Source organism: Kitasatospora sp. NPDC036755 (genome assembly GCF_040636595.1).
Lineage (GTDB): Bacteria > Actinomycetota > Actinomycetes > Streptomycetales > Streptomycetaceae > Kitasatospora.
This window is the reverse complement of sequence record NZ_JBEZUT010000034.1, coordinates 13,945-40,246: the sequence shown is the minus strand read 5'-3', so window position 1 is coordinate 40,246 and position 26,302 is coordinate 13,945. Positions and strand designations below refer to the sequence as shown.

The window sequence follows — 26,302 nt, the reverse complement described above, 5'->3', positions numbered from 1 at the left end:
GCTCCGGCCGGCCCGACGCGCGGGCCGGTCAGCCCAAGGCGCGGGCCGCGGCCAGCAGGCGTTCGCGGACCAGGGCCACGTGCGGGTTGGCCGACCCGGCCGGGCGCCGCACCAGGTAGGCGGTGTTGATCGGCGGATCGGCGGGCTCGTGCAGCAACCGCAGGGCTCCGGAGGCGAGTTCGCCCCGGCACAGGTAGCCGGGCAGCACGCTCCAGCCCGCGCCCGCGGTCACCGCCGCGAGGACCGCCCGCAGGTCCGGCACGGTGACCGCCGCCCGGGCGTGCAGCCGCCGGTCGAAGACGTGGCGCCAGTAGCGGCGGGCGATCGGCAGGTCCTCGGCATAGCTGAGCAGCGGGACCTCGGTCAGCGCGGCGGGCAGCTCGCGCCCGGCCAGCCGGTCGGCCCAGACCGGGGCGGCGACCAGCACGAACTCCTCGTCGGCCAGTGGTTCGGCGAGCAGCGTCCGGCCGGGCGGCCGCCGGGTGGCGACCACCAGGTCGTGCCGGCCCGCCCGCAGTTCCGCCAGCAGCGGGTCGGTCAGTCCACTGGTCACCCGCAGCCGGACGCCCTCCGCGACCAGCGGGGCCAGCTCCGCGAGCAGGACGGTGCCGAGGAACTCGGCCGGCCCGGCCAGGTGCACCGGCTCCGGCGCTCCGCCGCCGCGCCCGTCGGCCAGGTCCGCGAGCTGGTCCAGCGGCACGGCCAGGCGGCCCGCGAGGTCGTCGGCGTACGGCAGCGGGCTGACCCCGCGCGCCCGGCGTTCGAACAGCTCCCGGCCGAGCCGCTGCTCCAGCGCCCGGATCTGCGCGGTCACCGTGGACTGGGACAGGCCCAGCAGGTGCGCGGCCGCGGTGAAGGAGCCGGCCCGGTGCACGGCGAGGAAGGTCCGCAACTGGTTGAGGTCCAGCGGGCCGGAGCCGGTGACCGGCCGATCGCTCATGCCCGTCAGCGTACGGGACCCCGGCGGCCGGGCGGCGGGCTCGACGATCCGGGTGAGGCATCGGAATCCCGATGCCTCGCATCGCGTGGCCCATTGGTTCCCGCGGGTCCGGCGCGTCTAGCGTCGGCGGTGTGAGCGCCGCGGCGGACCGTCGCGGCGAGGACCGCGGCACCCCTGGAGGCACACCCCATGGCCGACATCCTGTTCGTCCTGACCGGTGCGAAGTTCTGGACCCTGAACGACGGCACCGCGCACCCGACCGGCTTCTGGGCGGAGGAGGCGGTCGTCCCGTACCGGGCCTTCACCGAGGCCGGCCACCGGGTCACCGCCGCCACCCCGGCCGGCGTCGTCCCGGTCGCCGACGGGGCCAGCCTGACCGACCCGGCGATGGCCGAGGAGCTGGCGAAGATCGCCGAGTTCCGGCAGCCGCTGGTGCTGGCCGAGGTCGACCAGGCCGACTACGACGCCGTGTTCTACCCCGGCGGCCACGGCCCGATGGAGGACCTGGCGGTCGACCCCGACTCCGGGCGGCTGCTCACCCGGGCGCTCGCCTCCGGTCGCCCGCTCGGCGTGGTCTGCCACGGCCCGGCCGCGCTGCTCGCCGCGCGGGCCGAGAGCAGCGGCTCGCCCTTCGCCGGGTACCGGGCGACCGGCTTCACCAACGCCGAGGAGGCCCAGGCCGGCCTGGCCGACCGGGCGCCGTGGCTGCTCCAGGACCGGCTGGTCGAGATCGGCGTGGACTTCGAGGAGGGCGAGCCCTGGGCGCCGCACGTGGTGGTCGACCGCAACCTGGTGACCGGCCAGAACCCGGCCTCCTCGGGGCTGGTGGCCGCCGGGCTGCTGAAGCTGCTGGACGGGTCGGCGGCGTAGCGGCCGGACGGGGGCCGGCCGGGGGCGGGTGCTTCCGGCCGGTGCCCGCCGTCAGCGCAGGTCGTAGGCGGTCAGCGGATGCCCGGCCCAGATCCGCCGGGCGTTCTGCTCCGGGTAGCGGACGGTCTGCGAGCGGGCGTCCAGGACCCGGGTGAGCAGGCCGTCCGGATCGAAGGCGGGCCAGCCCGGGTCACCCGTCGTGGCGAACCGGACCCAGGCCCGCCGCAGCTCCTCGGAGACCCGGACCGCCTCCGGCGGGGGCGTGTCGCCGAGGGACTGCCGCGCCAGCGGGGCGTCCAGGGTGCCGAACGCGAGCGGCACGTCCAGGCCGTGGCAGGCGCCGAGGACGCCGCCGAGCGCGGGTGCGGGCAGGGCGAGCTCGAAGAGGTGCGAGGTGCCGCCGGCGGCCGTGTTGGCCTCGGCCAGCCGCAGGGACGGCACCCGGAACAGGGCGTCCGACTGGACGGCCTCCAGGAGTTCGGAGGGGGTCGCCCCCGGGAAGGCGGACCGGTAGGCCTCCGGGCCGCCCGGGTGCGGGGCGAAGAACTCCAGGGTGCGCCGCGCCTCCTCCTCGGTGAAGGCGCCGTGCCGGCCGCTGAGGACGGCGAACAGCCGGAACTCGTCCCGGGTGTGGCCGACCAGCAGGTCGACGCCCTCGGTGAGGGCCGACCAGGGCGAGCCCGGCAGGACCTCGCCGTCGACCACCGGGACGGTGGCGATGCCGCCCTGCGCCAGCCGGCCCCAGCGGGCCGCCCGGGCGGGCAGGGCGGCGCCCAGTTCGGTGACCGCCGAGGCCAGCCGCCAGGGGTGCACCTCGGCCAGCGCGGCGGCGGTGGGGGCCGTACCGAGCAGCTTCGCGAGCTCGGCGGTGACCTCGGCGGCCAGGGCCGGGGTGCAGTGGTTGCCCGGCACGCTGTGGGCGACGGCCCGTCGGAACAGGCCGCGGGCCCGGTCCATCGTCAGCAGGGCGGCGACCGAGCCCGCGCCGGCGGACTGCCCGGCGACCGTCACCAGGTCCGGGTCCCCGCCGAACCGGGCGATGTTGCGGGCCACCCACCGCAGGGCGGCGACCTGGTCGAGGAAGGCCCGGTTGGCCGGGGCGCCCTCCAGCAGGGCGAAGCCCTCGGCGCCCACGCGGTAGTTGACGCTCACCACGACCAGCCCGGCGGAGGCCAGGACGGTCGGGTCGTAGAGCGGGTCGCCGGCGGTCCCGGAGATGAACCCGCCGCCGTGGATCCAGACCAGGACCGGCAGCCCGCCCGCGCCCGGGTCGGGGGTGCAGACGTTGAGCGTCAGCCAGTCGGTGGCCTCGGACGCCCCGGCGGACTCGGCCGGCAGCGGACCGGACTGGGGGACGACGGGGCCGAAGGCGGTGGCCTCGCGGACGCCGTCCCAGGGCTCGGGCTCGGCGGGGGCGGCGAAGCGGAGGGCCCCGACGGGCGGCCGGGCGTAGCGGATGCCGCGGAAGACGGCGAGTTCCCGGTCGTCCTGAGGCTCCGGGTGGCGTTCCGGTGCGCGCCGCGGCTCCCAGCGGCCGCGGACGAGTCCTTCGGTGGTGCGGACGACGGGCTGCTCCGACATGTGGACGCTCCTCCCTCGGAATGCCCACCACGTTATAGGTCGGCTGTATTATGTCAAGCGTATGGAAAAGAGTCCGCCGGGTGCGGAGCGAGTCGGAGGAGCTGGCGCGGATGCCGAAGCAGGTCGACCACCGGGAACGCCGCGAGACGATCGCCAGGGCGCTGTGGCGGGTCGTGGCGCAGCGCGGCGCCACGCACCTGACGATGCGCGAGGTCGCGCAGGAGGCCGGCATCTCGCTCGGGCAGCTCCAGCACTACTTCGGCTCCCGGGCGCAGATGCTCTCCTTCGCGATGGACTTCTCCGCCGAGCAGAGCGCGCTGCGGGTCGGCCGGGAGCTGGCGGCCCTCGGCGAGCGGCCGCACCCGCGGGACGTGCTGCGGGTGATGCTGCTCGAACTGCTGCCCCTGCACGCCGACGCGCGGGCCACCAGCCGGATGAGTGCCGCCTACGTGCTGGAGGCGCTGCACGACGAGGAGGTCCACGCACGGGCGCGCGGCGGCCTGATCGAGGGGCGGGCGACGGTCGAGCGGCTGCTCCGGCAGGCGGCCGCCGACGGACACCTGCCGGCCGACCGCGACCCTGCGGTGGAGACGGACCTGCTGCTCGCGCTCACCGGGTTCAGCACGCTGCTCGAACTGGGCGTGGTCGGACCGGCCGCCGTGCTCGCCGCCGTCGACCTGCACCTGGAGCGGCTGTTCGCGGCGCCGGGCGGCGCGGAGGGGACGGCGCCGGCGGGTGAGGCGACGGCGGGACCGGCAGCGGTCGGCGAGGCGTCGGAGGAGGCGGGGCACTGAAGGCGGGAGGCGGGAGGCGGGCCGGGGCGTGGCAGGCTACCCGGGTAGCACCGCCGCCCGCGACCAGGAGCACCGCCATGGACCGACCCGCCGCCCTCCGCCTCGACGCCACCGCCTCCGGACACCCGGCGGGCATCCTGGACGCCGCCGAGCAGGCCGAACGCCGGGGCATGGACCGGCTGGTGGTCGCCGAGACCGCGTACGACCCGTTCCTCCAGCTCGCCCGCGCGGCCGACCGGACGGAGTCGATCGAGCTGGCCACCGGCATCGCGGTGGCCTTCGCCAGGACCCCGATGACCCTCGCCTACCAGGCCTGGGGGCTGCACGCGGCCTCCGGCGGACGGGCCGTCATCGGGCTGGGATCGCAGGTCAAGCCGCACATCGAGAAGCGCTTCGGAATGCCCTGGGACCGCCCGGCCGCCCGGATGCGCGAGTACGTGCACGCGGTGCGGGCGATCTGGCACAGCTGGCAGACCGGCGAACGGCTGCGCTTCCGCGGCGAGTTCTACACCCACACCGTGATGACGCCGGTGTTCTCGCCGGACCCGGTCCCGTCCGGGGTGCCGCGGGTCCTGCTGGCGGGCGTCGGACCGCTGATGACCAGGACCGCGGGGGCGGTTGCCGACGGCTTCCTGAGCCATCCGTTCTCCTCCACCGCCTACCTGGCCGAGCAGGTGCTGCCCGGACTGACCGAGGAGCGCGGCCGGGCCGAGGCGGAGGGCGCCGCGTGGACGGCGCGGCCGTTCGAGATCGTCGGCAACGTGCTCACGGCCACCGGCCGTACCGAGGAGGAACTGGCCGCCAACCGGGCCGCCACCCGCGAGCGGCTCGCCTTCTACGCCTCCACGCCGGCCTACCGCCCGGTGCTGGCGCAGCACGGCTGGGAGGGGCTCCAGGAGGAGCTGCATACCCACTCGGTGCGCGGGCGGTGGGCGGAGATGGCCGCGCTGATCGACGACGAGGTGTTCGACGCCTTCGCGGTCTGCGGGTCGGTCGAGGAGGTCGCCGGGGAGATCCACCGCCGGTACGCGGGCCTGGTCACCCGGCTGTCCGTCAGCCTGCCCGAGGACGCCGACCCGGAGCTGGGCCTGGACGTGCTGGCGGCGGTGCGGGCACTGGGCCGACCGGAAGCGGACGCCGACTGATCGGGACGGACGGCCGACCGGGCAACGGGCGACGAAGTCCGGGCAGATTCGGGCAACGCGTTTCCGGTGGTGAGGGCGGGCGGCAGGATCGCGGTGGCAGGCAGGGGCGTCCGGTGCGGACCGGCGCCCCGGGCCCGCCACCCTGCGGGGCCTGTCCTGCCGTGCGGTCCGTCGCGCCGTACGGCCTGTCATGCCTCGGCCACCCGTCTCCGATCGTGGGGGTGCCCGCGTGTCCGTGTCCGACGACCGCCCGGTCGACCATGACCTGGCCGAGCGCTGGGACCCCGTCGCCAACACCTACGTCGACGCCCTGGCCGACCTGGACGAGTTCCTGCGCGTCTGCGCCGAACTCACCGGCTTCGACGTCCCCGAGCTGCGCTCCACCGGCATGGCGGACGAGCACCACCGCACCACCCTGGCCCACCGGGTGCGCGACGAGCACGCCCTGGTCCACCTCTGGTACGTCGGCGCCTGGCCCGGCGAGGCGCCCTCCTCCGCCCGCGCCCACGACCAGGGACTGGTCTGGCGGACCTTCCACGCCGCCCCGCCCGGCTCCGCCGCCCCCGGGCACGGCAGCTGGGCCGCGACACCCCGAGGGGCGGAGGAACCGGGCCGGGCCGACCGGCGGAGCGAGCCCGGGGTGCCCCGTCGCAGCGCGGCGCCCGGAGGCGAGGGCCGGTGAGCGCCCACTGGGACGCCGTCGTGGTCGGCGCGGGCTTCGCCGGGACCCTGGTCGCCCACCGCCTGGGCGCGCAGGGCTGGCGGGTCCTCGTCCTGGAGGCCGGACGGGCCGCACCCACCGGCGCCGAGGCCTCCACCGCCCACCGCGCGGCCGGCGGCGGACCGCCCACCTCGCCCTACCCCCACAACCCCGAGGCGCCCTCACCCGACGTCACCGACCTGACCGGGAACCCGGACGGCGGGTTCACCGCCACCGGGCACCTGCGCCAGTACGGGCCGCTGCCCTACGCCAGCGGCTACCTGCGAGCCAACGGCGGCACCGGACTGCTCTGGACCGGGCTCACCCCGCGGATGCACCCCGAGGACTTCCGCACCGGCGACCTCGGCCACGGCCGCAACTGGCCGATCGGCTACCACGACCTGGAACCCCACTACCGCGAGGCCGAACGGGAACTCGGCGTCGCCGCCGACGCCGAGGAACAGCGCCGTGCCGTCGGACTGCCCATCCCGGAGGGCTACGACTTCCCGATGCGGGCCGTCCCCGCCAGCTACCTCGACCGGCAGCTGGCCCGAGCCCTCGACGGACGGACCGCCCGCGACCCGGCCCTCCCCGCTCCGGCCCGGCTCGCCGTCACGACCACCCCGCACGCCCGCAACGGCGTACCGACCACGCCCGGGTCCGCCGACGGACCGCTCTGCGCGGGCAGCTCCGGCTGCGTCCCGGCCTGCCCGAGCGGGGCCAAGTACACCCCGCTGCGCACCCAGGCCCGCTGGGCCGCCGGGGTCGAACTGCGCACCGAGGCCGTCGTCAGCCGGGTGTCTGCCGACCCGGAGACCGGGCGCGCCAGGGAAGTCGAGTACCACGCGGGCGGTACGACCCACCGGGTGACAGCGGACCTGGTCGTCCTCGCCGCCCACGCGATCGAGAACGCCCGGCTGCTGCTCCTCTCCGGCCTGGCCAACCGCAGCGACCAGGTCGGCAGGAACCTGATGGACCACCCGGCCCTGCTCACCTGGGGACTGATGCCCCGCCCGGTCGGCCCCTACCGCGGGCCCGGGTCCACCAGTGGGCTGGAGGCGTTCCGCTTCGGCCCCGGGCGCGAGCACCGGGCGCCGTTCCGGATCGAGATCGGCAACTGGGGCTGGTCCTGGGCGGGTGGCGCGCCGGAGGCCGAGGCGGCGGCGCTGCTCGCGGCGGGCTTACGGGGAAAGGAGCTCCGCGAGCTGCTCGGTGACCGGCTGGGCCGTCAGTTCTCGCTCCAGTTCGAACTGGAGCAGCCCGCCGACCCGGCCAACCGGGTCACCCTCGACCGGGACCGGCGCGACCCGCTCGGCCTGCCCGGCCCGGCCGTCCAGTACGACCTCTCGGAGTACATCCGCGAGGGGATGGCCTCCGCCCGGGCCGTCTCCGACCAGCTGTTCGCGCTGCTCGGCGCGGAGGACCACACCGCCTACCCGGCGGCCGGATGGCCGGGCCGGATCGAACACCGGGGAACCGTCCACGGCTACCGGGGCGCGGGCCACGCCGGCGGCACCCACGTCATGGGCGACTCGCCCGCGAACTCGGTGGTCGACCACTGGCAGCGGTGCTGGGACCACCCCAACCTGTACGCCGTCGGCTGCGGCTCGATGCCCTCCCTCGGGACCTCCAACCCCTCCCTCACCATGGCCGCCCTCGCGCTGCGCAGCGCCGAGCGGATGCACCGCGACCTGCTGGAGCTGCACCGCCCGGCGGTGCCCCGCCGCCCCGGCCCGCCCTCGCCCGCCGCCGCCCCCTCGTCCGCCCCCTCGTCCGCGTCCTCGCCCGCACCGTCTCCCTCGCCCACGTCCTCGGAGTCCCCATGACCGGCCTGCCGCTCCCGCCCGTACCGGAGCCGTACCACCTGCCCTTCCACTACGGTGCGCTGCACAACATCGGAGTCGACTACCTGGTCGACCGTGCGCGGGCGCGCGAACTGCTCGCCAAGCGCCACCCCGGCCTGAACGCCGCGGCCTTCGACGGCGGCGCCTGCGTCTCGCTCAACTACCAGCTCTACTTCGCCCAGTATCCGAACGGCGGTGGCATCACCCAGGAGCTGGAGATCAATCTGATCGCCCATCCGATCTTCGCCGAGGAGCGGATCCCGGCGGTCAGCTACGGCCAGTACGCCCGGGGTTACGACCAGACCAAGCTGCTCGGCATCGCCCGGCTGCACGTGCTCTGCGACAACCCGCTCGCCATCGACGCCGGCCGCCTGCTCTACGCCGAGCCCAAGCACCCGGGCTGGTTCGAGACCACCCTGCCCTCGCTCAACGCGCCCGAGGTCCGCGAACGCTGGTCGGTCTCCTGCCGCCGGGCCACCCTCGGGCCGGACGGGCTGAGCCGCCACGACGAGGAACTCCTCGCCCTGGACGTGGATCTGGCCGGCCTCACCCCTGAGGCCGTCAACAACACCCCGATCACCGGCTACGGCACCGACGACGAGGGCAAGCTGCTGGCCGGACCGCTCAACGTCTACCAGCCCTACCGCTACTACGCCCTGGACGACCGCACCGCCGACCGCGTCCGGCTCGACCTCGGCAACCCCGCCGAGGAGTCCGCCCGCGACCTGGCCCACCTGATTGCCGACGCCCCGGCCGTCGGGGTCTGGACGTACCAGTCCCCGCCGGTCGCCGCCCACAACCGGGCCTACTACATCCGATGACGGCCCCGGCTGCTCCCGTCTTCGCCCCGGGCGGCACCGCCGTGCGGCGGGACGTCGCGCGGGGCAGGGTCTGGTCGGCCACGCCCTGCGCCGTGCTCGCGGACGACGGCGCCACCCTGACCCTCACCGTCCGCCCGGGCACGGAGACCCTGGCCCCGGCCCGCTGGACCGCCGCCACGCGCGCCGACGACGACGCCGGACGCCTCGGCTGCATCGAGGACCTCGCCACCGGCCGGTGGGAACTCGACCACTGGACCTGGCGCGACACGGTGGTGCTCAGCCGCTTCACCGCCGGAGCGCCGTTCAGCGTGCACCGCTTCCTGACGCCCGACGGCCGCCCGCTGCGCTGGTACGTCAACTTCGAGCGCCCGTACCGTCGGACGGCCATCGGCATCGACACCCTCGACCTCTTCCTGGACCTCGTGATCACCCCCGATCTGTCGGCGTACCAATGGAAGGACGAGGACGAGTACGCCCACGCGCGGCGGCTCGGTGTCGTCGACGAGGCCACCCACCGGTGGATGGACCGGGCCCGGAGCCTCGCCCTCGCCCAACTCCTCGACCGCCTCGGCCCGTTCGCCCCGGATCCGGCCGCCTGGACGGTGCCGCCGGCCGGCCCGTTGCCCACTCTCCCGACCGCCACCCTCAGCACCCCCGCCGAAGGCGGCTGAGTGAGGGCCCCCGCCCGCCAGGGCCGCGCCCCGACATGGACGGTACCGGGGCCATGGCCGGCCAGGCCGGCGAGGCGCTCGGGCACCCGCTCGGGCACCTGCACGACGGCGGGGAGCGATCGGCGGCCGGCCGAACGGGCTTCGGCCCCTGCGCCATGCCCGGCCGGCCCGCCGACCGGGCATGGCGCAGGGGATCAGCCGGCCGACGGCGGAGCGGCCGGACCGGTGATCGCGGGCGGTGCCGGGTCCGCGGTGGCGCGGGCGGTGGGCGCCCGCGACCAGCGGCCGGCGAGGACGGTGCCGACGATCAGCTGGAGCTGGTGGTAGAGCATCAGCGGCAGCACCATCAGCCCGGCTTGCGTCCCGAACAGGACGGTGGCCATCGGCAGACCGCTGGCCAGGCTCTTCTGCGAACCGCACAGCACCGCCGCGATGGTGCCCGGCCGGTCGAGCCCCGCCAGCCGCGCGCCGAGCCCGGTGGCCGCCAGGGCGGCGGCGAGCAGGGCGAGCAGCACCGCGAGCAGTCCGAGCAGGGCGAGCGGGGTCGCCAGGCCCCAGATGCCCTGGGACACCGCCGCACTGAACGCGGTGTAGACGACCAGCAGGATCGACCCGCGGTCCACCGGGGCGAGGACCCGTTTGTGCCGGGACAGCGGACCCCCGAGCCACGGCCGCAGCAACTGCCCGAGCAGGAACGGCGCGAGCAGCTGCACCCCGATCCGCAGCAGCCCGTCGGCGGACAGCTCGGTGTGCGAACCCAGCAGCCAGGCCGCCAGCAGCGGCGTCAGCACCAGGCCCGCCAGGCTGGAGTAGGTGCCCGCGCAGATCGCCGCCGGGACGTCGCCCCCGGCGGCGCCGGCGAGCGCCACCGAGGACTGCACCGTCGAGGGCACCAGACAGAGGAACAGCACCCCGGTCTGCAACGGCCCGGTCAGCGGGACCGGAGTGAGCAGTGCGGTGGCCACGCCGAGCAGCGGGAAGAGGACGAAGGTGGCTGCCAGCACCAGCCCGTGCAGCCGCAGGTGGCGCAGCCCGGCCAGCGTCTCGCGGGTGGACAGCCGGGCGCCGTAGAGGAAGAACAGCAGCGCCACCGCGAGGTCGCAGGCCGCCCCGGCGACGCGCGCCGAGGCACCTGAGGCCGGGAACAGCGCGGCCAGCCCGACCGTCCCGGCCAGCGCCGCCATGTACGGGTCCAGCCAGCGGGGCAGCCGTCTGCGGGCGTGCGAGCCGGAACCGCGCCACGTCCGCGCCCGGCCCCCGCGTGCGCCTCCCCCGAGCGCCCGGAGCCCTGGTGGCTGCTCCGGGCGCGCCAGGCGGTCCGTCACGGGCCGCCTCCCGTCGCCGGGCGAAGGGAGGGCCCGGAGGAGGAACCCGGCCCGAGCAGCCCACCGACCAGCGAGCCGGCGCCGTCGTGATCGCTACCCGCCGAGCCGCTGCCGTTCTGGAGGTTCGCCGTGCGGTCGACCTCCAGCCAGGAGTCGGCGTGGGAGTTGTCCACGACGGTGATCAGGGAGCCCCCGGCCGCCGCGGGCGTCGCGGCCCCGGCGATCAGAGCGCACGCGCCGGCGAGCCCCAGCGCGGTGGCCCGCAGAACGGTGGCCGCCGGGGGAGGGGCGGGGCCGTTCAGCCCGGGGTTCACGCCGTCACCGCCATCAGCCCGCTGGAACGCGCGATGTTCCGCTCCAGCAGCTCGGTGGACTCCCGCACCCCGACCTGTTCACGCCCCACGGCCGGGGCCGGCAGCCGTCCGTCGGCGTTCTTCAGCCCGATCAGCGCCTCGTCCACCGCCCGGTGCGCGGCGAACAGGCAGGGCGTGCTGTAGATGGCCACGTCCACCCCCAGCTCCGACAGCTCCGAGAGCGACAACCGGGGCGACTTGCCCCCCGCGATCTGGTTGAACAGCAGCGGCTTGTCGTCACCGACCACCCGGCGGATCCGGCGGATCCAGTCCTCGCTGCGCACACCGTCGACCAGCACCACGTCGGCGTCCGTGGCGGCGAGCGCCCGGGCCCGGCGCAGGATGTCGTCCTCCTCGGTGGCGTCGGTGCGGGCGACCACCACCAAGTCCGTCCGGTTGGCGAGGACGAGCTCCAGCTTCTCCAGGTACTCCTCCAGCGGCAGCACCAGCTTGCCCTCGGCGTGCCCGCAGCGGCGCGGCCGCTTCTGGTCCTCGAGGATCACCCCGGACGCACCGATCCGTTCGAGCCGGCGCACGACGTGGCAGGCCACCTCCGGATCGACGTAGCCGTCGTCGATGTCGACGAGCAGGTGGTGCCGGGGGAAGGCCCCGCGCAGTCGTTCGACGAAGTTCACCATGTCGGGCCAGGCGATGAAGCCGATGTCGGGCAGCCCGTAGTAGGAGGCGGCGAAGCCGAAGCCGGAGACGAACATGCCGTCGTAGTGCTCGGCCGCGATGGACGCCGAGTACATGTCGTAGACGCCGATCAGCGGCGTCGTTCCCGGGCTCGCGATCTCCGCGCGCAGCCGCCGCCCGGGGTTGTTCAATGCCGTGTTTCCGTGGAACAAGGTCTTCTCCTCGCTGGGGATGACTTTGCCTGAACTTGGTGTTCACCAGACCGAACTGAGGTGTCATCACTATGCGCCCTTTAACGTTCTGTGGGCAAATCTTTAAGCGAGATTCCCTCGTTAGAGTGAAGTGGCGAAGACAATAGGAAATGCGGAAAAGCGGGTGATCCGATAAATAAGGACGCTGCGGGACATGCCGCCCGGGGCCGGCGCGAACGGGCGTGAACGGGCGAACACGACGCCGGGGCCCGTCCGGTGAGGGACGGGCCCCGGCGAAGGTCCGGGAGCGGGCGGGGGCGCCGGTGGCGGCGTCAGACGTTGGGGACCGGCGGGGCGGCGCGGCGTTCGCGCAGCGTCCGCAGCATCCGGCGGGTGGCCTTGGTGGCGACCGGGGGCAGCAGCTCCAGGGCCAGCCGGCGCGAGGTGGAGCGGACCGGGGCCTTCACCTGGTAGTTGAGGCGCATCACCCGGGCGCCGGCGATGGTGTCCTCGTCGACGGTGTACCCCTCGGCCGACCAGTCGCGCTCCCGCAGGACCGCCTGGGCCGCCGCCGCGTCGCCCCAGGTGCCGTAGAACTTCATCGGGGTGAGCAGGACGGGCCGCAGCCCTTTGGTGAAGACCGCCTCCCAGACCGCGGCGGAGACGCCCGGAGTGTGTTCCGAGCGGTAGTCGTCCAGGGCGACCAGGCCGTCCTCGGCGAGCGCGGTGCGGGCCACGGCGATGTCCCCGGCGACGTGTTCGTAGAGGTGGGAGGCGTCGACGTGGACGAAGCGGCAGCTCCCCGGGCGGATGCGGCCGTCGGCCAGCACCGAGGTGGGGGCCTGCACTATCTCGGGCAGCTCGCCGTGGAAGGCGAGGTAGTTGGCCTCGAAGGCGCTGCGGGTGAGGGTCCTGCGGTAGGACATGTTCATCTCGGCGGCGTTGTCGGCGTCGCCCGCCTCGGAGTCGAACAGGTCGCAGACCGTCAGTCGCTCGCCCTCCCGCAGGTGGTCGCCGAGCAGGACGGCGCTGCGCCCGAGGTAGCTGCCGAGCTCCAGGATGTCGCCGGTGACGCCGGCCGCGGTCTGGGCGGACAGCAGTTGGCTGAAGGCGGCCCGGTCGAGACTGAAGAACCAGCCGGGAATGTCGTCCCGCTTCAGCGGCGCGGTTGGGGCTGCGGTCTCGGAAGTGGGCACGGCGGCCTCCAGGGGGACGGCGGGGCGCGGTGGCGGATCACGTCGGAGGGGGACTGCCGAGGACGTGAGGCGGATCATCATAGCGACGTCGGTCCCGTGGGGAACCAGGTGCGGAACGGCATGAATCCGCTTCTTCGCTCTGCCGTTCGGCAGGGGTGTGCGCCTTCGTTTCCGCTCTCGATCCGCCTGGTCGGTCTAGCGTTCCGAGGGCGGCGGTTCCGCCTCCGCGCCGGGGGTTCCCGAGGAGCCCGCGCCGCCCGGGCGTTCGAGCTCCGCGATGGTTCCGGTCAGCCAGGCCCGCTCGGCCGCCGTCGAGGCCCGGGCGACGAGCAGCATCCCACGCCGGAACGGGTTCGGTTCGCTCTCGGTGGTCACCGGCCGCCCCGCTCCGTCGTAGAAGAAGCTGCTCGGCGCGTCCAGGAAGTCCAGCCGGCGGCGGAGGACGGCGGCCTGCCGTGACGGGTCGGCGAGGTGGTGCAGGAAGGTGGTGACGGTGAAGAAGCGGATCTGGTCGGTGATCTCGGCCTGTTCCGGGTCGGCCAGCCGGCGCAGCAGTTCGGCCCGGCCCTCGGCCGTCAGCTCCAGCGTCTGCCGCGGTGCGGCGCCGCTGCCGGGTTCCGTGCGGCGGTGGAGCAGCCCGGCCTTCTCCAGTCGGGCGATGGCGGGGTAGAGCGCGCCGTCGCTGACCGGTCGGACGTGGCCGGTCAGCCCGGTGATCCGGGCCTTGAGCTCGTAGCCGTGCAGCGGCTGGTCGTACAGGAAGCCGAGGATCGCGAGCGTCAACACGGCTGGAGCCCTTCGGTCGGAGTGCGCCCTGTGGAGCGGCCATGTTACCTCTTATCGATGTGCCTCGAAACGATGTATCTCTATTCGCGGTAACTCGAATCGAGGCGAGAAGAGGAGACATGCGCGGACAGGTGCGTGGACGGTCGGGCCGGCTCGTGTCACTGGCGGTGCCCGTCTACGCGGAACTGCTCTCCGGGGTGATCGCCTCGGTGATCGGCGCCCTCTGGGTGGCCGGTCTCGGCGGCGCCGCCGTCGCCGCCGTCACCCTGGCGGGCACCGTCGAGAACCTGCTGCTCGGGCTGGTGCTGGTGGTCGCCTCCGGGACCAGCGTCGGGATCTCCCGTGCCCTCGGCGCCGGCGACCGGGCCGAGGCCGCCCGTACCGCCCGCGCGGCCGTGCGGCTCTGCGTCGCGGGCAGTACCGTGCTCGCCGTCCCCGGCTTCCTGCTGCGCGACCGGCTGGCCGGCGCCTTCCTGGACGGCGAGGCCGCCGCGCACGCCGCCGAGTACTTCACCGTCGCGTTCCCGGCCTTCGCGCTCTTCTTCGGCCAACGCGTCGCCGACGAACTGTTCAAGGGCGCGGGCGACACCCGCACCCCGATGCGGATCGCCCTGCTCTCCAACGCGCTGCTCCTGCTCCTCGATCCGCTGCTCATCCTCGGTGCCGGTCCGCTGCCCGCCCTCGGCGTGCCGGGTGCGGCGCTCGCCCTGGCCCTCTCCCGGTCGATCGCCCTCGGCGTCACCCTGCGACTGCGGTGCGGGCCGCGCCGACCGGCCGGGCCGCTCGCGGGACCGGAGTCGGGGCCGCGGACGGGACCGCAGCCGGGCTCCCAGCCGGGACCGAAGCCGGGCGCGCAGTCCGGACCGCAGCCGCGCGACGCCGACGGAACCGGGGGCGTCGGCGCGGCGGCGGTACGGATCCTGCGCGCGGGCGCACCGTTCGGCCTGGACTTCACAGCCCGGATGGCCGTCGGAACCGCCCAACTCGGCCTGGTCGCGGGCTTCGGCGTCGCGGCCGTGGCCGGATACGGCCTCGGCTACCGCGTACTGCTCGTCGTCACCATGGCCTTCTACGCCCTGCGCCAGGCCGCCGCCATCGAGGCCGCCCGCCTGGCCGGCGCGGGGGAGGGCGCCGCACTGCGGGCCCTGCACCGTGCCACCGGGCGCCTCGCCGCGCTGCTCGGTTCGGTGGCGGCGACCCTGTCCGTGACGCTCGCCGGACCGCTGAGCGCACTCCTCACCGAGGACCGGGCGGTGGCCGCCCAGTCCGCCGGCTTCCTGCGCGCCTCGGCGCTCCACCTGGTGCCGTACGCACTGGTGGTGGCCCTCGGCGGCGTGCACCAGGCGGCGGGCGCCGGCTCCCGGTCGGTGGTCTCCGTGCTGCTCGGCCTCGGGGCCCAACTCGCCGCCTCGGCAACGCTGTCGGGGCCGCTGGGAGTGTCGGGGTGTGGCTCGGTCCGGCGGTGGGCGCGGCCGTGCAGCTCGCGCTGCTCGCCGCCTTCGCGCGGCCCCGGCGTTCACGCACGACGGGCGGGGACGTGTGCCAGAGTGGGAACCATGGCATTCTCTCCGGACGGGCGGCCGATCCCGCCCCCGCACGCCGCTGAACGCGCCATGCTGGAGGCCTGGTTGGACTTCCAGCGGGCCACACTCGTCCGGAAGGTCGACGGCCTCGACGACCGGCAGGTGCGGCTGGCGGCCGTTCCGCCGTCCACGATGACCCTGCTGGGCCTGGTGCAGCACCTCACCGAGGTCGAACGCAACTGGCACCAGAGGGTGTTCGCCGGCCGTGAGGCGCCGCGTGTCCACGGCGCGGACAACGCCGACGGCTTCGGGCTGGATCCGGAGCGCGGGATGGCCGAGGCGCTGGCGGCCTGGAGGGCGGAGGTCGACCGGGGCCGTGAGCTCATCGCGGACGAGCCGCTGGAGGCGGTCGGCCCGCTCCCCGCGCACGCCGCGTCGGTGCTCGGCGCGGACACCGTCTCGCTGCGCTGGATCCTGATCCACCTGATCGAGGAGTACGCCCGCCACAACGGCCACGCCGACCTGATCCGGGAGAACATCGACGGCGTCACCGGGGTCTGACGGCGCGGGCACGACCGCCCGCCGGCGTCCGTGCCCGCGAGGGTCGCGCGGACGGGCCCGCCCCGGGCAGAATCGACCACATGGACGAAGGCGGCGAGTCGGCCTGTTGGCTGGACCGGGTGTGCCCGGAGTGCGGGCGACTGCGCGAGCGGCCCGGCCCGGGGTCCTGCGAGAACTGTGGCGCGGCCGCCGACCGGGACGCGGCCGATTCCCGGGACGCGGCCGGGCTCCAAGGCCCGGGCGGGGACGACCACGCGAACGGCCGCAGCGACGACGACGGCGACACCGGCCCGACCGTGACCGCGGACCCCGCACACCGGCAAGGCTGAACCCCGGTCCGATCGTCCGTCCGGACGATCGGACCGGGGTGCGGGCCGACGGGGCGGCGCCGGTGACGAGCCACGGAGCCGAGCCACGGAGCCGAGCTGTGGAGCGCAGCCGCTCCTACTGGGGCGGCTGGTCGCGGAACCGGTTCTTCAGCTGCTCCTGGGCGGCGTCGACCTGCCCGCTGTACTTGCCCTGGGTGCGCTGGTCGACGGCGTCGCCCGCCTTGTCGACGGCCTTGTCGGCCTGGTCCTCGTGGCCCTTCAGCAGGTTCTTGAGCTTATCCATCATGGACATCTGGTCACACTCCTGGATGAGACGCCCCCACCACTCCAATATCGTCGCGCGCGCGGCGATCCGCATCCCGCAAGGTGTGCGTAAAGGCTTGGCAACGGGATTCCGGTCATGTCAAATCATGACCCTCACGGCCCGTCGGAAGGAATCGCCTCGATGCCGCGCACCCGCCGCCCCATCGCCCCGCTCGACCGTTCCACCCCCCGCGACCGCGCCACCTCCCCAGGACGCCCGCGAACCGCCGTCACCCGGCGTGGCGCGGGCGCCGCCCTGACCGTCGCGGCCCTGGTCGCCCCGCTGCTGCTGGCCGGCGCCGGCAGCGCCTCGGCCGACCCGGACCCGGCGCGCAAGGGGGCCAAGCTCGCCGCCCGGCTGGTCGGGGCGAGCGATGCCCGGGACGCCCGGGCCACGCTGGCCGCGCTCCAGCTGATCGCGGACCGCAACGGCGGCACCAGGGCGGCCGGTTCGAAGGGACACGACCAGTCCGCGCAGTACGTCTACGACCAGGCGCGACGGGCCGGGCTCAAGGTGTCCCGGCAGGACTTCGTGTACACCTTCTTCGAGGCCCGCTCCGAGCACCTCGACGTGGTCTCCCCGAAGGCCGAGTCGGTCCCGGTGATCGCCATGACGTACTCGGTGAGCGGCCCGGAGGCGGGCCTGACCGCGGACCTGGCGGTCGCGCCGGTGACCGCCACCACCGGCTGCACCCCCGCCGACTACCCGGCGGGCGCCTTCACCGGCAGGATCGCCCTGATCCGGCGCGGCGGGTGCTCCTTCGCCGAGAAGCAGGCCGCGGCGGCCGCCGCGGGCGCGGTCGGGGCGATCGTCTACAACAACACCGAGGGCACCCTCAACGGGACGCTCACCGAGCCGACGGCCGGAAGGATCCCGACCGGGGGGATCACCGCGGCCGCGGGCGAGGCCCTGGCCGCCGAGGCCGCCGCCGGGCCCGTCCGGGTGACCCTGGACATCCGCACCTTCATGGAGCAGCGCAAGACCTGGAACGTCATCGCCGAGACCCGTGGCGGGGACCCGAACAACACCGTGATGGTCGGTGCGCACCTCGACTCCGTCCCCGAGGGGCCGGGCATCAACGACAACGGCTCCGGCACGGCCGGAGTCCTGGAGGTCGCCAGGAACCTCGGCGTCCACCCGGTGAAGAACAAGGTGCGGTTCGCCTGGTGGTCGGCCGAGGAGTTCGGACTCAAGGGCGCCGAGGCGTACGTGAACTCCCTCTCCGACGCGGAGAAGAAGAAGATCGGCCTCTACCTCAACTTCGACATGATCGCTTCCCCCAACTACGCGCAGTTCGTCTACAACGGCTCCGGCAGTGCCGGCGGCGACGCGGGCCCCGAGGGCTCGGCGCAGCTGGAGCGGGACATCAACGGCTACCTGGACGGCCGGGGCCTGCCGCACGACCCGACGGCCTTCGACGGCCGCTCCGACTACGGTCCGTTCATCGACGCGGGCATTCCGGCCGGCGGCACCGACACCGGCGCCGAGAAGGTCAAGTCCCCCGAGCAGGAGGCTCGTTACGGCGGAACGGCCGGTGTCGCCTACGACGCGTGCTACCACAAGGCCTGCGACAACCTGGGCAACATCGACATGGGCGCCTTCGACGTCAACATCGACGTGATCGCGAACGCCGTCGGCACCTATGCCTGGGACCTCTCCTCGCTCCACAAGCCCGTCCCGGCCCAGCGCCCGGCCGCGAAGGCCGCCGGAGGCCCGAGCGGGACCAGCGGCCCGAACGGCACCGGCGGTGACCGCTCCCACCCGGTGACGGCCTGACGCCCGGGTGGGCCCGCCGCTGCTCCCGGCCGGCGGGCCCACCCGGCCGCCCCGCCGTACACCGCCCCGCCCTGCCGTAGGCCGCCCCGCCGTCCGCTCGACCGCCGCACGCGACCGCCCCGTCCGGCACTGCTCCATCCGAGACCTCCCCCGCCATCGCCCCTGGTGGCGCCGGGTGCCGTCACCGTGGCGGAGGCCGCTGACAATCCGGCCGCGGGCCGGTACGGTGCCGCGCGGAGCGCATCCGCCGGGACCCGATGGGTGCGCCGAGCCCGGTCCTGACACCATGGGACCGAGATCACGACACGGTGACATCCTCGGAGGAGTCAGCAACATGAGCACGCACTACGACGTCGTCGTCCTCGGCGCGGGCCCCGGCGGCTACACCGCCGCCGTCCGCTCGGCCCAGCTGGGCCTGAAGGTCGCGGTCATCGAGGCCAAGTACTGGGGCGGCGTCTGCCTCAACGTCGGCTGCATCCCCTCCAAGGCCCTGCTGCGCAACGCCGAGCTCGCCCACATCTTCACCAAGGAGGCCAAGACCTTCGGCATCAAGGTCGAGGGCCAGGTGACCTTCGACTTCGGCGAGGCCTTCCGGCGCAGCCGCTCGGTGGCCGACGGCCGGGTCAAGGGCGTCCACTACCTGATGAAGAAGAACGGCATCACCGAGTACGACGGCTGGGGCACCTTCGTCGACGACCACACCCTCCAGGTCGCGCTCAGCGGCGGCGGCTTCGACGTCGTCACCTTCGACCACTGCGTCATCGCGGCCGGCGCCACCACCCGACTGCTGCCCGGCACCAGCCTGAGCGACCGCGTGGTCACCTACGAGGAGCAGATCCTCACCGAGCAGCTGCCGGAGAGCATCATCATCGCGGGCGCCGGCGCGATCGGCGTCGAGTTCGCCTACGTGCTGCACAACTACGGCGTGAAGGTCACCATCGTCGAGTTCCTGGACCGCGTGGTGCCGCTGGAGGACGTCGAGGTCTCCACCGAACTCGCCAAGCAGTACCGCAAGCTGGGCATCGAGGTGCTGACCTCCACCCGGGTCGAGTCGATCGACGACAGCGACCCGAACGCCAAGGTCCGGGTCACCGTCACCAAGGACGGGCAGCAGCAGGTGCTGGAGGCCGACAAGGTGCTCCAGGCGATCGGCTTCGCGCCGCGGGTCAACGGCTACGGCCTGGAGAACACCGGGGTCAAGCTCACCGACCGCAACGCCATCGCGGTGGACGGCCGCGGCCGCACCAGCGTCGAGCACATCTTCGCGATCGGCGACGTGACCGCCAAGCTGATGCTGGCGCACGCCGCCGAGGCGATGGCCGTGATCGCCGCCGAGACCATCGGCGGGGCGGAGACCATGGAGGTCGACTTCGCCATGATCCCGCGCGCCACCTACTGCCAGCCGCAGATCGCCTCCTTCGGCTACACCGAGGCCCAGGCCCGCGAGCTCGGCCACGACGTGAAGGTGGCCAAGTTCCCGTTCACCGCCAACGGCAAGGCGCACGGCCTGGGCCACCCGATCGGCTTCGTCAAGGTGATCAGCGACAACCGGCACGGTGAGCTGCTCGGCGCCCACCTGATCGGCCCCGAGGTCACCGAGCTGCTGCCGGAGCTGACGCTGGCCCAGCAGTGGGACCTGACCGTCCACGAGGTCGCCCGCAACGTGCACGCCCACCCGACCCTGGGCGAGGCGGTCAAGGAGGCCATCCACGGCCTCGCCGGTCACATGATCAACATGTGACGCACCGTCCCGGACGCGCCGCGCCCCGCCGAGCGGCCGCTCGGCGGGGCGCGGCGCGTCCGGGACGGTGCGTCACATGTTGATCATGTGACCGGCGAGGCCGTGGATGGCCTCCTTGACCGCCTCGCCCAGGGTCGGGTGGGCGTGCACGTTGCGGGCGACCTCGTGGACGGTCAGGTCCCACTGCTGGGCCAGCGTCAGCTCCGGCAGCAGCTCGGTGACCTCGGGGCCGATCAGGTGGGCGCCGAGCAGCTCACCGTGCCGGTTGTCGCTGATCACCTTGACGAAGCCGATCGGGTGGCCCAGGCCGTGCGCCTTGCCGTTGGCGGTGAACGGGAACTTGGCCACCTTCACGTCGTGGCCGAGCTCGCGGGCCTGGGCCTCGGTGTAGCCGAAGGAGGCGATCTGCGGCTGGCAGTAGGTGGCGCGCGGGATCATGGCGAAGTCGACCTCCATGGTCTCCGCCCCGCCGATGGTCTCGGCGGCGATCACGGCCATCGCCTCGGCGGCGTGCGCCAGCATCAGCTTGGCGGTCACGTCGCCGATCGCGAAGATGTGCTCGACGCTGGTGCGGCCGCGGCCGTCCACCGCGATGGCGTTGCGGTCGGTGAGCTTGACCCCGGTGTTCTCCAGGCCGTAGCCGTTGACCCGCGGCGCGAAGCCGATCGCCTGGAGCACCTTGTCGGCCTCCAGCACCTGCTGCTGCCCGTCCTTGGTGACGGTGACCCGGACCTTGGCGTTCGGGTCGCTGTCGTCGATCGACTCGACCCGGGTGGAGGTCAGCACCTCGATGCCCAGCTTGCGGTACTGCTTGGCGAGTTCGGTGGAGACCTCGACGTCCTCCAGCGGCACCACGCGGTCCAGGAACTCGACGATGGTGACCTTCACGCCGTAGTTGTGCAGCACGTAGGCGAACTCGACGCCGATCGCGCCGGCGCCCGCGATGATGATGCTCTCCGGCAGCTGCTCGGTGAGGATCTGCTCCTCGTAGGTGACCACGCGGTCGCTCAGGCTGGTGCCGGGCAGCAGTCGGGTGGTGGCGCCGGCCGCGATGACGCAGTGGTCGAAGGTGACGACGTCGAAGCCGCCGCCGCTGAGCGCGACCTGGAGGGTGTGGTCGTCGACGAAGGTGCCCCAGCCGTCGTACTCGGTGATGCCGTTCTTCTTCATCAGGTAGTGGACGCCCTTGACCCGGCCGTCGGCCACCGAGCGGCTGCGCCGGAAGGCCTCGCCGAAGTCGAAGGTCACCTGGCCCTCGACCTTGATGCCGAAGGTCTTGGCCTCCTTGGTGAAGATGTGGGCGAGCTCGGCGTTGCGCAGCAGGGCCTTGGAGGGGATGCAGCCGACGTTGAGGCAGACGCCGCCCCAGTACTTGGCCTCGATGACCGCGACCTTCAGGCCCAGCTGGGCCGAGCGGACGGCGGCGGTGTAGCCGCCGGGGCCCGCGCCGAGGACGACGACGTCGTAGTGCGTGCTCATGTTGCTGACTCCTCCGAGGATGTCACCGTGTCGTGATCTCGGTCCCATGGTGTCAGGACCGGGCTCGGCGCACCCATCGGGTCCCGGCGGATGCGCTCCGCGCGGCACCGTACCGGCCCGCGGCCGGATTGTCAGCGGCCTCCGCCACGGTGACGGCACCCGGCGCCACCAGGGGCGATGGCGGGGGAGGTCTCGGATGGAGCAGTGCCGGACGGGGCGGTCGCGTGCGGCGGTCGAGCGGACGGCGGGGCGGCCTACGGCAGGGCGGGGCGGTGTACGGCGGGGCGGCCGGGTGGGCCCGCCGGCCGGGAGCAGCGGCGGGCCCACCCGGGCGTCAGGCCGTCACCGGGTGGGAGCGGTCACCGCCGGTGCCGTTCGGGCCGCTGGTCCCGCTCGGGCCTCCGGCGGCCTTCGCGGCCGGGCGCTGGGCCGGGACGGGCTTGTGGAGCGAGGAGAGGTCCCAGGCATAGGTGCCGACGGCGTTCGCGATCACGTCGATGTTGACGTCGAAGGCGCCCATGTCGATGTTGCCCAGGTTGTCGCAGGCCTTGTGGTAGCACGCGTCGTAGGCGACACCGGCCGTTCCGCCGTAACGAGCCTCCTGCTCGGGGGACTTGACCTTCTCGGCGCCGGTGTCGGTGCCGCCGGCCGGAATGCCCGCGTCGATGAACGGACCGTAGTCGGAGCGGCCGTCGAAGGCCGTCGGGTCGTGCGGCAGGCCCCGGCCGTCCAGGTAGCCGTTGATGTCCCGCTCCAGCTGCGCCGAGCCCTCGGGGCCCGCGTCGCCGCCGGCACTGCCGGAGCCGTTGTAGACGAACTGCGCGTAGTTGGGGGAAGCGATCATGTCGAAGTTGAGGTAGAGGCCGATCTTCTTCTTCTCCGCGTCGGAGAGGGAGTTCACGTACGCCTCGGCGCCCTTGAGTCCGAACTCCTCGGCCGACCACCAGGCGAACCGCACCTTGTTCTTCACCGGGTGGACGCCGAGGTTCCTGGCGACCTCCAGGACTCCGGCCGTGCCGGAGCCGTTGTCGTTGATGCCCGGCCCCTCGGGGACGGAGTCGAGGTGCGCACCGACCATCACGGTGTTGTTCGGGTCCCCGCCACGGGTCTCGGCGATGACGTTCCAGGTCTTGCGCTGCTCCATGAAGGTGCGGATGTCCAGGGTCACCCGGACGGGCCCGGCGGCGGCCTCGGCGGCCAGGGCCTCGCCCGCGGCCGCGGTGATCCCCCCGGTCGGGATCCTTCCGGCCGTCGGCTCGGTGAGCGTCCCGTTGAGGGTGCCCTCGGTGTTGTTGTAGACGATCGCCCCGACCGCGCCCGCGGCGGCCGCCGCGGCCTGCTTCTCGGCGAAGGAGCACCCGCCGCGCCGGATCAGGGCGATCCTGCCGGTGAAGGCGCCCGCCGGGTAGTCGGCGGGGGTGCAGCCGGTGGTGGCGGTCACCGGCGCGACCGCCAGGTCCGCGGTCAGGCCCGCCTCCGGGCCGCTCACCGAGTACGTCATGGCGATCACCGGGACCGACTCGGCCTTCGGGGAGACCACGTCGAGGTGCTCGGAGCGGGCCTCGAAGAAGGTGTACACGAAGTCCTGCCGGGACACCTTGAGCCCGGCCCGTCGCGCCTGGTCGTAGACGTACTGCGCGGACTGGTCGTGTCCCTTCGAACCGGCCGCCCTGGTGCCGCCGTTGCGGTCCGCGATCAGCTGGAGCGCGGCCAGCGTGGCCCGGGCGTCCCGGGCATCGCTCGCCCCGACCAGCCGGGCGGCGAGCTTGGCCCCCTTGCGCGCCGGGTCCGGGTCGGCCGAGGCGCTGCCGGCGCCGGCCAGCAGCAGCGGGGCGACCAGGGCCGCGACGGTCAGGGCGGCGCCCGCGCCACGCCGGGTGACGGCGGTTCGCGGGCGTCCTGGGGAGGTGGCGCGGTCGCGGGGGGTGGAACGGTCGAGCGGGGCGATGGGGCGGCGGGTGCGCGGCATCGAGGCGATTCCTTCCGACGGGCCGTGAGGGTCATGATTTGACATGACCGGAATCCCGTTGCCAAGCCTTTACGCACACCTTGCGGGATGCGGATCGCCGCGCGCGCGACGATATTGGAGTGGTGGGGGCGTCTCATCCAGGAGTGTGACCAGATGTCCATGATGGATAAGCTCAAGAACCTGCTGAAGGGCCACGAGGACCAGGCCGACAAGGCCGTCGACAAGGCGGGCGACGCCGTCGACCAGCGCACCCAGGGCAAGTACAGCGGGCAGGTCGACGCCGCCCAGGAGCAGCTGAAGAACCGGTTCCGCGACCAGCCGCCCCAGTAGGAGCGGCTGCGCTCCACAGCTCGGCTCCGTGGCTCGGCTCCGTGGCTCGTCACCGGCGCCGCCCCGTCGGCCCGCACCCCGGTCCGATCGTCCGGACGGACGATCGGACCGGGGTTCAGCCTTGCCGGTGTGCGGGGTCCGCGGTCACGGTCGGGCCGGTGTCGCCGTCGTCGTCGCTGCGGCCGTTCGCGTGGTCGTCCCCGCCCGGGCCTTGGAGCCCGGCCGCGTCCCGGGAATCGGCCGCGTCCCGGTCGGCGGCCGCGCCACAGTTCTCGCAGGACCCCGGGCCGGGCCGCTCGCGCAGTCGCCCGCACTCCGGGCACACCCGGTCCAGCCAACAGGCCGACTCGCCGCCTTCGTCCATGTGGTCGATTCTGCCCGGGGCGGGCCCGTCCGCGCGACCCTCGCGGGCACGGACGCCGGCGGGCGGTCGTGCCCGCGCCGTCAGACCCCGGTGACGCCGTCGATGTTCTCCCGGATCAGGTCGGCGTGGCCGTTGTGGCGGGCGTACTCCTCGATCAGGTGGATCAGGATCCAGCGCAGCGAGACGGTGTCCGCGCCGAGCACCGACGCGGCGTGCGCGGGGAGCGGGCCGACCGCCTCCAGCGGCTCGTCCGCGATGAGCTCACGGCCCCGGTCGACCTCCGCCCTCCAGGCCGCCAGCGCCTCGGCCATCCCGCGCTCCGGATCCAGCCCGAAGCCGTCGGCGTTGTCCGCGCCGTGGACACGCGGCGCCTCACGGCCGGCGAACACCCTCTGGTGCCAGTTGCGTTCGACCTCGGTGAGGTGCTGCACCAGGCCCAGCAGGGTCATCGTGGACGGCGGAACGGCCGCCAGCCGCACCTGCCGGTCGTCGAGGCCGTCGACCTTCCGGACGAGTGTGGCCCGCTGGAAGTCCAACCAGGCCTCCAGCATGGCGCGTTCAGCGGCGTGCGGGGGCGGGATCGGCCGCCCGTCCGGAGAGAATGCCATGGTTCCCACTCTGGCACACGTCCCCGCCCGTCGTGCGTGAACGCCGGGGCCGCGCGAAGGCGGCGAGCAGCGCGAGCTGCACGGCCGCGCCCACCGCCGGACCGAGCCACACCCCGACACTCCCAGCGGCCCCGACAGCGTTGCCGAGGCGGCGAGTTGGGCCCCGAGGCCGAGCAGCACGGAGACCACCGACCGGGAGCCGGCGCCCGCCGCCTGGTGCACGCCGCCGAGGGCCACCACCAGTGCGTACGGCACCAGGTGGAGCGCCGAGGCGCGCAGGAAGCCGGCGGACTGGGCGGCCACCGCCCGGTCCTCGGTGAGGAGTGCGCTCAGCGGTCCGGCGAGCGTCACGGACAGGGTCGCCGCCACCGAACCGAGCAGCGCGGCGAGGCGCCCGGTGGCACGGTGCAGGGCCCGCAGTGCGGCGCCCTCCCCCGCGCCGGCCAGGCGGGCGGCCTCGATGGCGGCGGCCTGGCGCAGGGCGTAGAAGGCCATGGTGACGACGAGCAGTACGCGGTAGCCGAGGCCGTATCCGGCCACGGCCGCGACGCCGAAGCCCGCGACCAGGCCGAGTTGGGCGGTTCCGACGGCCATCCGGGCTGTGAAGTCCAGGCCGAACGGTGCGCCCGCGCGCAGGATCCGTACCGCCGCCGCGCCGACGCCCCCGGTTCCGTCGGCGTCGCGCGGCTGCGGTCCGGACTGCGCGCCCGGCTTCGGTCCCGGCTGGGAGCCCGGCTGCGGTCCCGTCCGCGGCCCCGACTCCGGTCCCGCGAGCGGCCCGGCCGGTCGGCGCGGCCCGCACCGCAGTCGCAGGGTGACGCCGAGGGCGATCGACCGGGAGAGGGCCAGGGCGAGCGCCGCACCCGGCACGCCGAGGGCGGGCAGCGGACCGGCACCGAGGATGAGCAGCGGATCGAGGAGCAGGAGCAGCGCGTTGGAGAGCAGGGCGATCCGCATCGGGGTGCGGGTGTCGCCCGCGCCCTTGAACAGTTCGTCGGCGACGCGTTGGCCGAAGAAGAGCGCGAAGGCCGGGAACGCGACGGTGAAGTACTCGGCGGCGTGCGCGGCGGCCTCGCCGTCCAGGAAGGCGCCGGCCAGCCGGTCGCGCAGCAGGAAGCCGGGGACGGCGAGCACGGTACTGCCCGCGACGCAGAGCCGCACGGCCGCGCGGGCGGTACGGGCGGCCTCGGCCCGGTCGCCGGCGCCGAGGGCACGGGAGATCCCGACGCTGGTCCCGGAGGCGACCACCAGCACCAGCCCGAGCAGCAGGTTCTCGACGGTGCCCGCCAGGGTGACGGCGGCGACGGCGGCGCCGCCGAGACCGGCCACCCAGAGGGCGCCGATCACCGAGGCGATCACCCCGGAGAGCAGTTCCGCGTAGACGGGCACCGCCAGTGACACGAGCCGGCCCGACCGTCCACGCACCTGTCCGCGCATGTCTCCTCTTCTCGCCTCGATTCGAGTT

24 protein-coding genes are annotated in these 26,302 nt (G+C 74.2%); 12 read left to right on the top strand and 12 right to left on the bottom strand.

Annotation, left to right across the window (positions count from 1 at the left end):
• Positions 1-28: 28 nt before the first annotated feature.
• Positions 29-940, bottom strand: a complete 912-nt coding sequence (locus tag AB0E96_RS08100) for a LysR family transcriptional regulator (protein WP_359819966.1) — start codon at positions 938-940, stop codon at positions 29-31.
• A 189-nt stretch (positions 941-1,129) separates the two neighbouring features.
• Between AB0E96_RS08100 and AB0E96_RS08095 the strand changes: the two genes are divergently transcribed.
• Positions 1,130-1,810 (top strand): type 1 glutamine amidotransferase domain-containing protein, encoded by a 681-nt coding sequence (locus tag AB0E96_RS08095; protein WP_359819969.1) that lies wholly within the window; start codon positions 1,130-1,132, stop codon positions 1,808-1,810.
• A 51-nt stretch (positions 1,811-1,861) separates the two neighbouring features.
• Here AB0E96_RS08095 and AB0E96_RS08090 read toward each other — a convergent pair whose 3' ends face one another.
• Positions 1,862-3,391, bottom strand: coding sequence for a carboxylesterase family protein (locus tag AB0E96_RS08090; RefSeq protein WP_359819972.1), 1,530 nt, complete (start codon positions 3,389-3,391; stop codon positions 1,862-1,864).
• A 110-nt stretch (positions 3,392-3,501) separates the two neighbouring features.
• Between AB0E96_RS08090 and AB0E96_RS08085 the strand changes: the two genes are divergently transcribed.
• The 6 genes from AB0E96_RS08085 (at position 3,502) to AB0E96_RS08060 (ending at position 9,366) form a co-directional block, all read left to right on the top strand.
• Entirely contained in the window at positions 3,502-4,185 is a 684-nt protein-coding gene (locus AB0E96_RS08085; protein WP_359819973.1) for a TetR family transcriptional regulator C-terminal domain-containing protein, read from the top strand.
• Positions 4,186-4,262: 77 nt separating this feature from the next.
• Positions 4,263-5,330, top strand: a complete 1,068-nt coding sequence (locus tag AB0E96_RS08080) for a TIGR03617 family F420-dependent LLM class oxidoreductase (protein WP_359819975.1) — start codon at positions 4,263-4,265, stop codon at positions 5,328-5,330.
• A gap of 229 nt (positions 5,331-5,559) precedes the next feature.
• The gene (locus AB0E96_RS08075; RefSeq protein WP_359819978.1) at positions 5,560-6,012 is read left to right on the top strand and encodes a hypothetical protein; all 453 of its coding nucleotides are present in this window, start codon (positions 5,560-5,562) and stop codon (positions 6,010-6,012) included.
• Positions 6,009-7,856, top strand: coding sequence for a GMC family oxidoreductase (locus AB0E96_RS08070; RefSeq protein ID WP_359819980.1), 1,848 nt, complete (start codon positions 6,009-6,011; stop codon positions 7,854-7,856). The genes AB0E96_RS08075 and AB0E96_RS08070 overlap by 4 nt, the downstream gene beginning before the upstream one ends.
• Positions 7,853-8,695 (top strand): hypothetical protein, encoded by an 843-nt coding sequence (locus AB0E96_RS08065; protein ID WP_359819982.1) that lies wholly within the window; start codon positions 7,853-7,855, stop codon positions 8,693-8,695. The genes AB0E96_RS08070 and AB0E96_RS08065 overlap by 4 nt, the downstream gene beginning before the upstream one ends.
• Positions 8,692-9,366: a DUF402 domain-containing protein gene (locus tag AB0E96_RS08060; protein WP_359819983.1), complete on the top strand. Its 675-nt coding sequence runs from the start codon at positions 8,692-8,694 to the stop codon at positions 9,364-9,366. Before AB0E96_RS08065 ends, AB0E96_RS08060 begins: the two co-directional genes overlap by 4 nt.
• A gap of 194 nt (positions 9,367-9,560) precedes the next feature.
• Here AB0E96_RS08060 and AB0E96_RS08055 read toward each other — a convergent pair whose 3' ends face one another.
• The 5 genes from AB0E96_RS08055 to AB0E96_RS08035 form a co-directional block, all read right to left on the bottom strand.
• The gene (locus AB0E96_RS08055) at positions 9,561-10,550 is read right to left on the bottom strand and encodes a bile acid:sodium symporter family protein (RefSeq protein WP_359820008.1); all 990 of its coding nucleotides are present in this window, start codon (positions 10,548-10,550) and stop codon (positions 9,561-9,563) included.
• Between the two features lie 137 nt (positions 10,551-10,687).
• On the bottom strand, positions 10,688-11,005 hold the full coding sequence (locus AB0E96_RS08050) for a hypothetical protein (protein WP_359819985.1): 318 nt from the start codon (positions 11,003-11,005) through the stop codon (positions 10,688-10,690).
• Complete coding sequence (locus tag AB0E96_RS08045; RefSeq protein WP_359819988.1) at positions 11,002-11,892, bottom strand: isocitrate lyase/PEP mutase family protein; 891 nt, start codon at positions 11,890-11,892, stop codon at positions 11,002-11,004. The genes AB0E96_RS08050 and AB0E96_RS08045 overlap by 4 nt, the downstream gene beginning before the upstream one ends.
• Positions 11,893-12,203: 311 nt before the next feature.
• Positions 12,204-13,067 (bottom strand): class I SAM-dependent methyltransferase, encoded by an 864-nt coding sequence (locus AB0E96_RS08040; protein ID WP_359819991.1) that lies wholly within the window; start codon positions 13,065-13,067, stop codon positions 12,204-12,206.
• 195 nt (positions 13,068-13,262) lie between these two features.
• Complete coding sequence (locus AB0E96_RS08035; protein WP_359819994.1) at positions 13,263-13,853, bottom strand: PadR family transcriptional regulator; 591 nt, start codon at positions 13,851-13,853, stop codon at positions 13,263-13,265.
• Positions 13,854-13,972: 119 nt separating this feature from the next.
• Between AB0E96_RS08035 and AB0E96_RS08030 the strand changes: the two genes are divergently transcribed.
• Together AB0E96_RS08030 and AB0E96_RS08025 are read left to right on the top strand one after the other, a co-directional pair.
• Positions 13,973-15,937 (top strand): DUF664 domain-containing protein, encoded by a 1,965-nt coding sequence (locus AB0E96_RS08030; RefSeq protein ID WP_359819996.1) that lies wholly within the window; start codon positions 13,973-13,975, stop codon positions 15,935-15,937.
• 80 nt (positions 15,938-16,017) lie between these two features.
• On the top strand, positions 16,018-16,266 hold the full coding sequence (locus AB0E96_RS08025) for a hypothetical protein (protein ID WP_359819998.1): 249 nt from the start codon (positions 16,018-16,020) through the stop codon (positions 16,264-16,266).
• 115 nt (positions 16,267-16,381) lie between these two features.
• On the opposite strand, the gene AB0E96_RS08020 is transcribed toward AB0E96_RS08025, so the two are convergent.
• Positions 16,382-16,558 (bottom strand): antitoxin, encoded by a 177-nt coding sequence (locus tag AB0E96_RS08020; RefSeq protein WP_359820001.1) that lies wholly within the window; start codon positions 16,556-16,558, stop codon positions 16,382-16,384.
• Between the two features lie 153 nt (positions 16,559-16,711).
• On the opposite strand from AB0E96_RS08020, the gene AB0E96_RS08015 reads away from it, so the two are divergent.
• On the top strand, positions 16,712-18,346 hold the full coding sequence (locus AB0E96_RS08015; RefSeq protein WP_359820003.1) for a M28 family peptidase: 1,635 nt from the start codon (positions 16,712-16,714) through the stop codon (positions 18,344-18,346).
• A gap of 334 nt (positions 18,347-18,680) precedes the next feature.
• Positions 18,681-20,087: a dihydrolipoyl dehydrogenase gene (gene lpdA, locus AB0E96_RS08010; RefSeq protein ID WP_359820006.1), complete on the top strand. Its 1,407-nt coding sequence runs from the start codon at positions 18,681-18,683 to the stop codon at positions 20,085-20,087.
• Between the two features lie 72 nt (positions 20,088-20,159).
• Here the strand turns inward: lpdA (AB0E96_RS08010) and lpdA (AB0E96_RS08005) are convergent, their stop codons facing one another.
• Positions 20,160-21,566, bottom strand: a complete 1,407-nt coding sequence (gene lpdA / locus AB0E96_RS08005; protein WP_359820006.1) for a dihydrolipoyl dehydrogenase — start codon at positions 21,564-21,566, stop codon at positions 20,160-20,162.
• A gap of 334 nt (positions 21,567-21,900) precedes the next feature.
• Positions 21,901-23,535, bottom strand: a complete 1,635-nt coding sequence (locus tag AB0E96_RS08000; protein WP_359820003.1) for a M28 family peptidase — start codon at positions 23,533-23,535, stop codon at positions 21,901-21,903.
• Between the two features lie 153 nt (positions 23,536-23,688).
• Between AB0E96_RS08000 and AB0E96_RS07995 the strand changes: the two genes are divergently transcribed.
• Positions 23,689-23,865 carry an antitoxin gene (locus AB0E96_RS07995; protein WP_359820001.1) on the top strand — a complete coding sequence of 59 codons (177 nt, stop codon included), beginning with the start codon at positions 23,689-23,691 and terminating at the stop codon, positions 23,863-23,865.
• Positions 23,866-23,980: 115 nt separating this feature from the next.
• On the opposite strand, the gene AB0E96_RS07990 is transcribed toward AB0E96_RS07995, so the two are convergent.
• Positions 23,981-24,229 (bottom strand): hypothetical protein, encoded by a 249-nt coding sequence (locus AB0E96_RS07990; protein ID WP_359819998.1) that lies wholly within the window; start codon positions 24,227-24,229, stop codon positions 23,981-23,983.
• Between the two features lie 80 nt (positions 24,230-24,309).
• Positions 24,310-26,274, bottom strand: a complete 1,965-nt coding sequence (locus AB0E96_RS07985) for a DUF664 domain-containing protein (protein WP_359819996.1) — start codon at positions 26,272-26,274, stop codon at positions 24,310-24,312.
• Positions 26,275-26,302 lie beyond the last annotated feature (28 nt).

Coding starts and splice junctions, on each gene's coding strand:
- AB0E96_RS08100 (WP_359819966.1), bottom strand. CDS start 940: ATGAGCGATCGGCCGGTCACCGGCTCCGGCCCGCTGGACCTCAACCAG.
- AB0E96_RS08095 (WP_359819969.1), top strand. CDS start 1,130: ATGGCCGACATCCTGTTCGTCCTGACCGGTGCGAAGTTCTGGACCCTG.
- AB0E96_RS08090 (WP_359819972.1), bottom strand. CDS start 3,391: ATGTCGGAGCAGCCCGTCGTCCGCACCACCGAAGGACTCGTCCGCGGC.
- AB0E96_RS08085 (WP_359819973.1), top strand. CDS start 3,502: ATGCCGAAGCAGGTCGACCACCGGGAACGCCGCGAGACGATCGCCAGG.
- AB0E96_RS08080 (WP_359819975.1), top strand. CDS start 4,263: ATGGACCGACCCGCCGCCCTCCGCCTCGACGCCACCGCCTCCGGACAC.
- AB0E96_RS08065 (WP_359819982.1), top strand. CDS start 7,853: ATGACCGGCCTGCCGCTCCCGCCCGTACCGGAGCCGTACCACCTGCCC.
- AB0E96_RS08060 (WP_359819983.1), top strand. CDS start 8,692: ATGACGGCCCCGGCTGCTCCCGTCTTCGCCCCGGGCGGCACCGCCGTG.
- AB0E96_RS08055 (WP_359820008.1), bottom strand. CDS start 10,550: ATGGCGGCGCTGGCCGGGACGGTCGGGCTGGCCGCGCTGTTCCCGGCC.
- AB0E96_RS08030 (WP_359819996.1), top strand. CDS start 13,973: ATGCGCGGACAGGTGCGTGGACGGTCGGGCCGGCTCGTGTCACTGGCG.
- AB0E96_RS08025 (WP_359819998.1), top strand. CDS start 16,018: ATGGACGAAGGCGGCGAGTCGGCCTGTTGGCTGGACCGGGTGTGCCCG.
- AB0E96_RS08020 (WP_359820001.1), bottom strand. CDS start 16,558: ATGTCCATGATGGATAAGCTCAAGAACCTGCTGAAGGGCCACGAGGAC.
- AB0E96_RS08015 (WP_359820003.1), top strand. CDS start 16,712: ATGCCGCGCACCCGCCGCCCCATCGCCCCGCTCGACCGTTCCACCCCC.
- lpdA (WP_359820006.1), top strand. CDS start 18,681: ATGAGCACGCACTACGACGTCGTCGTCCTCGGCGCGGGCCCCGGCGGC.
- lpdA (WP_359820006.1), bottom strand. CDS start 21,566: ATGAGCACGCACTACGACGTCGTCGTCCTCGGCGCGGGCCCCGGCGGC.
- AB0E96_RS08000 (WP_359820003.1), bottom strand. CDS start 23,535: ATGCCGCGCACCCGCCGCCCCATCGCCCCGCTCGACCGTTCCACCCCC.
- AB0E96_RS07995 (WP_359820001.1), top strand. CDS start 23,689: ATGTCCATGATGGATAAGCTCAAGAACCTGCTGAAGGGCCACGAGGAC.
- AB0E96_RS07990 (WP_359819998.1), bottom strand. CDS start 24,229: ATGGACGAAGGCGGCGAGTCGGCCTGTTGGCTGGACCGGGTGTGCCCG.
- AB0E96_RS07985 (WP_359819996.1), bottom strand. CDS start 26,274: ATGCGCGGACAGGTGCGTGGACGGTCGGGCCGGCTCGTGTCACTGGCG.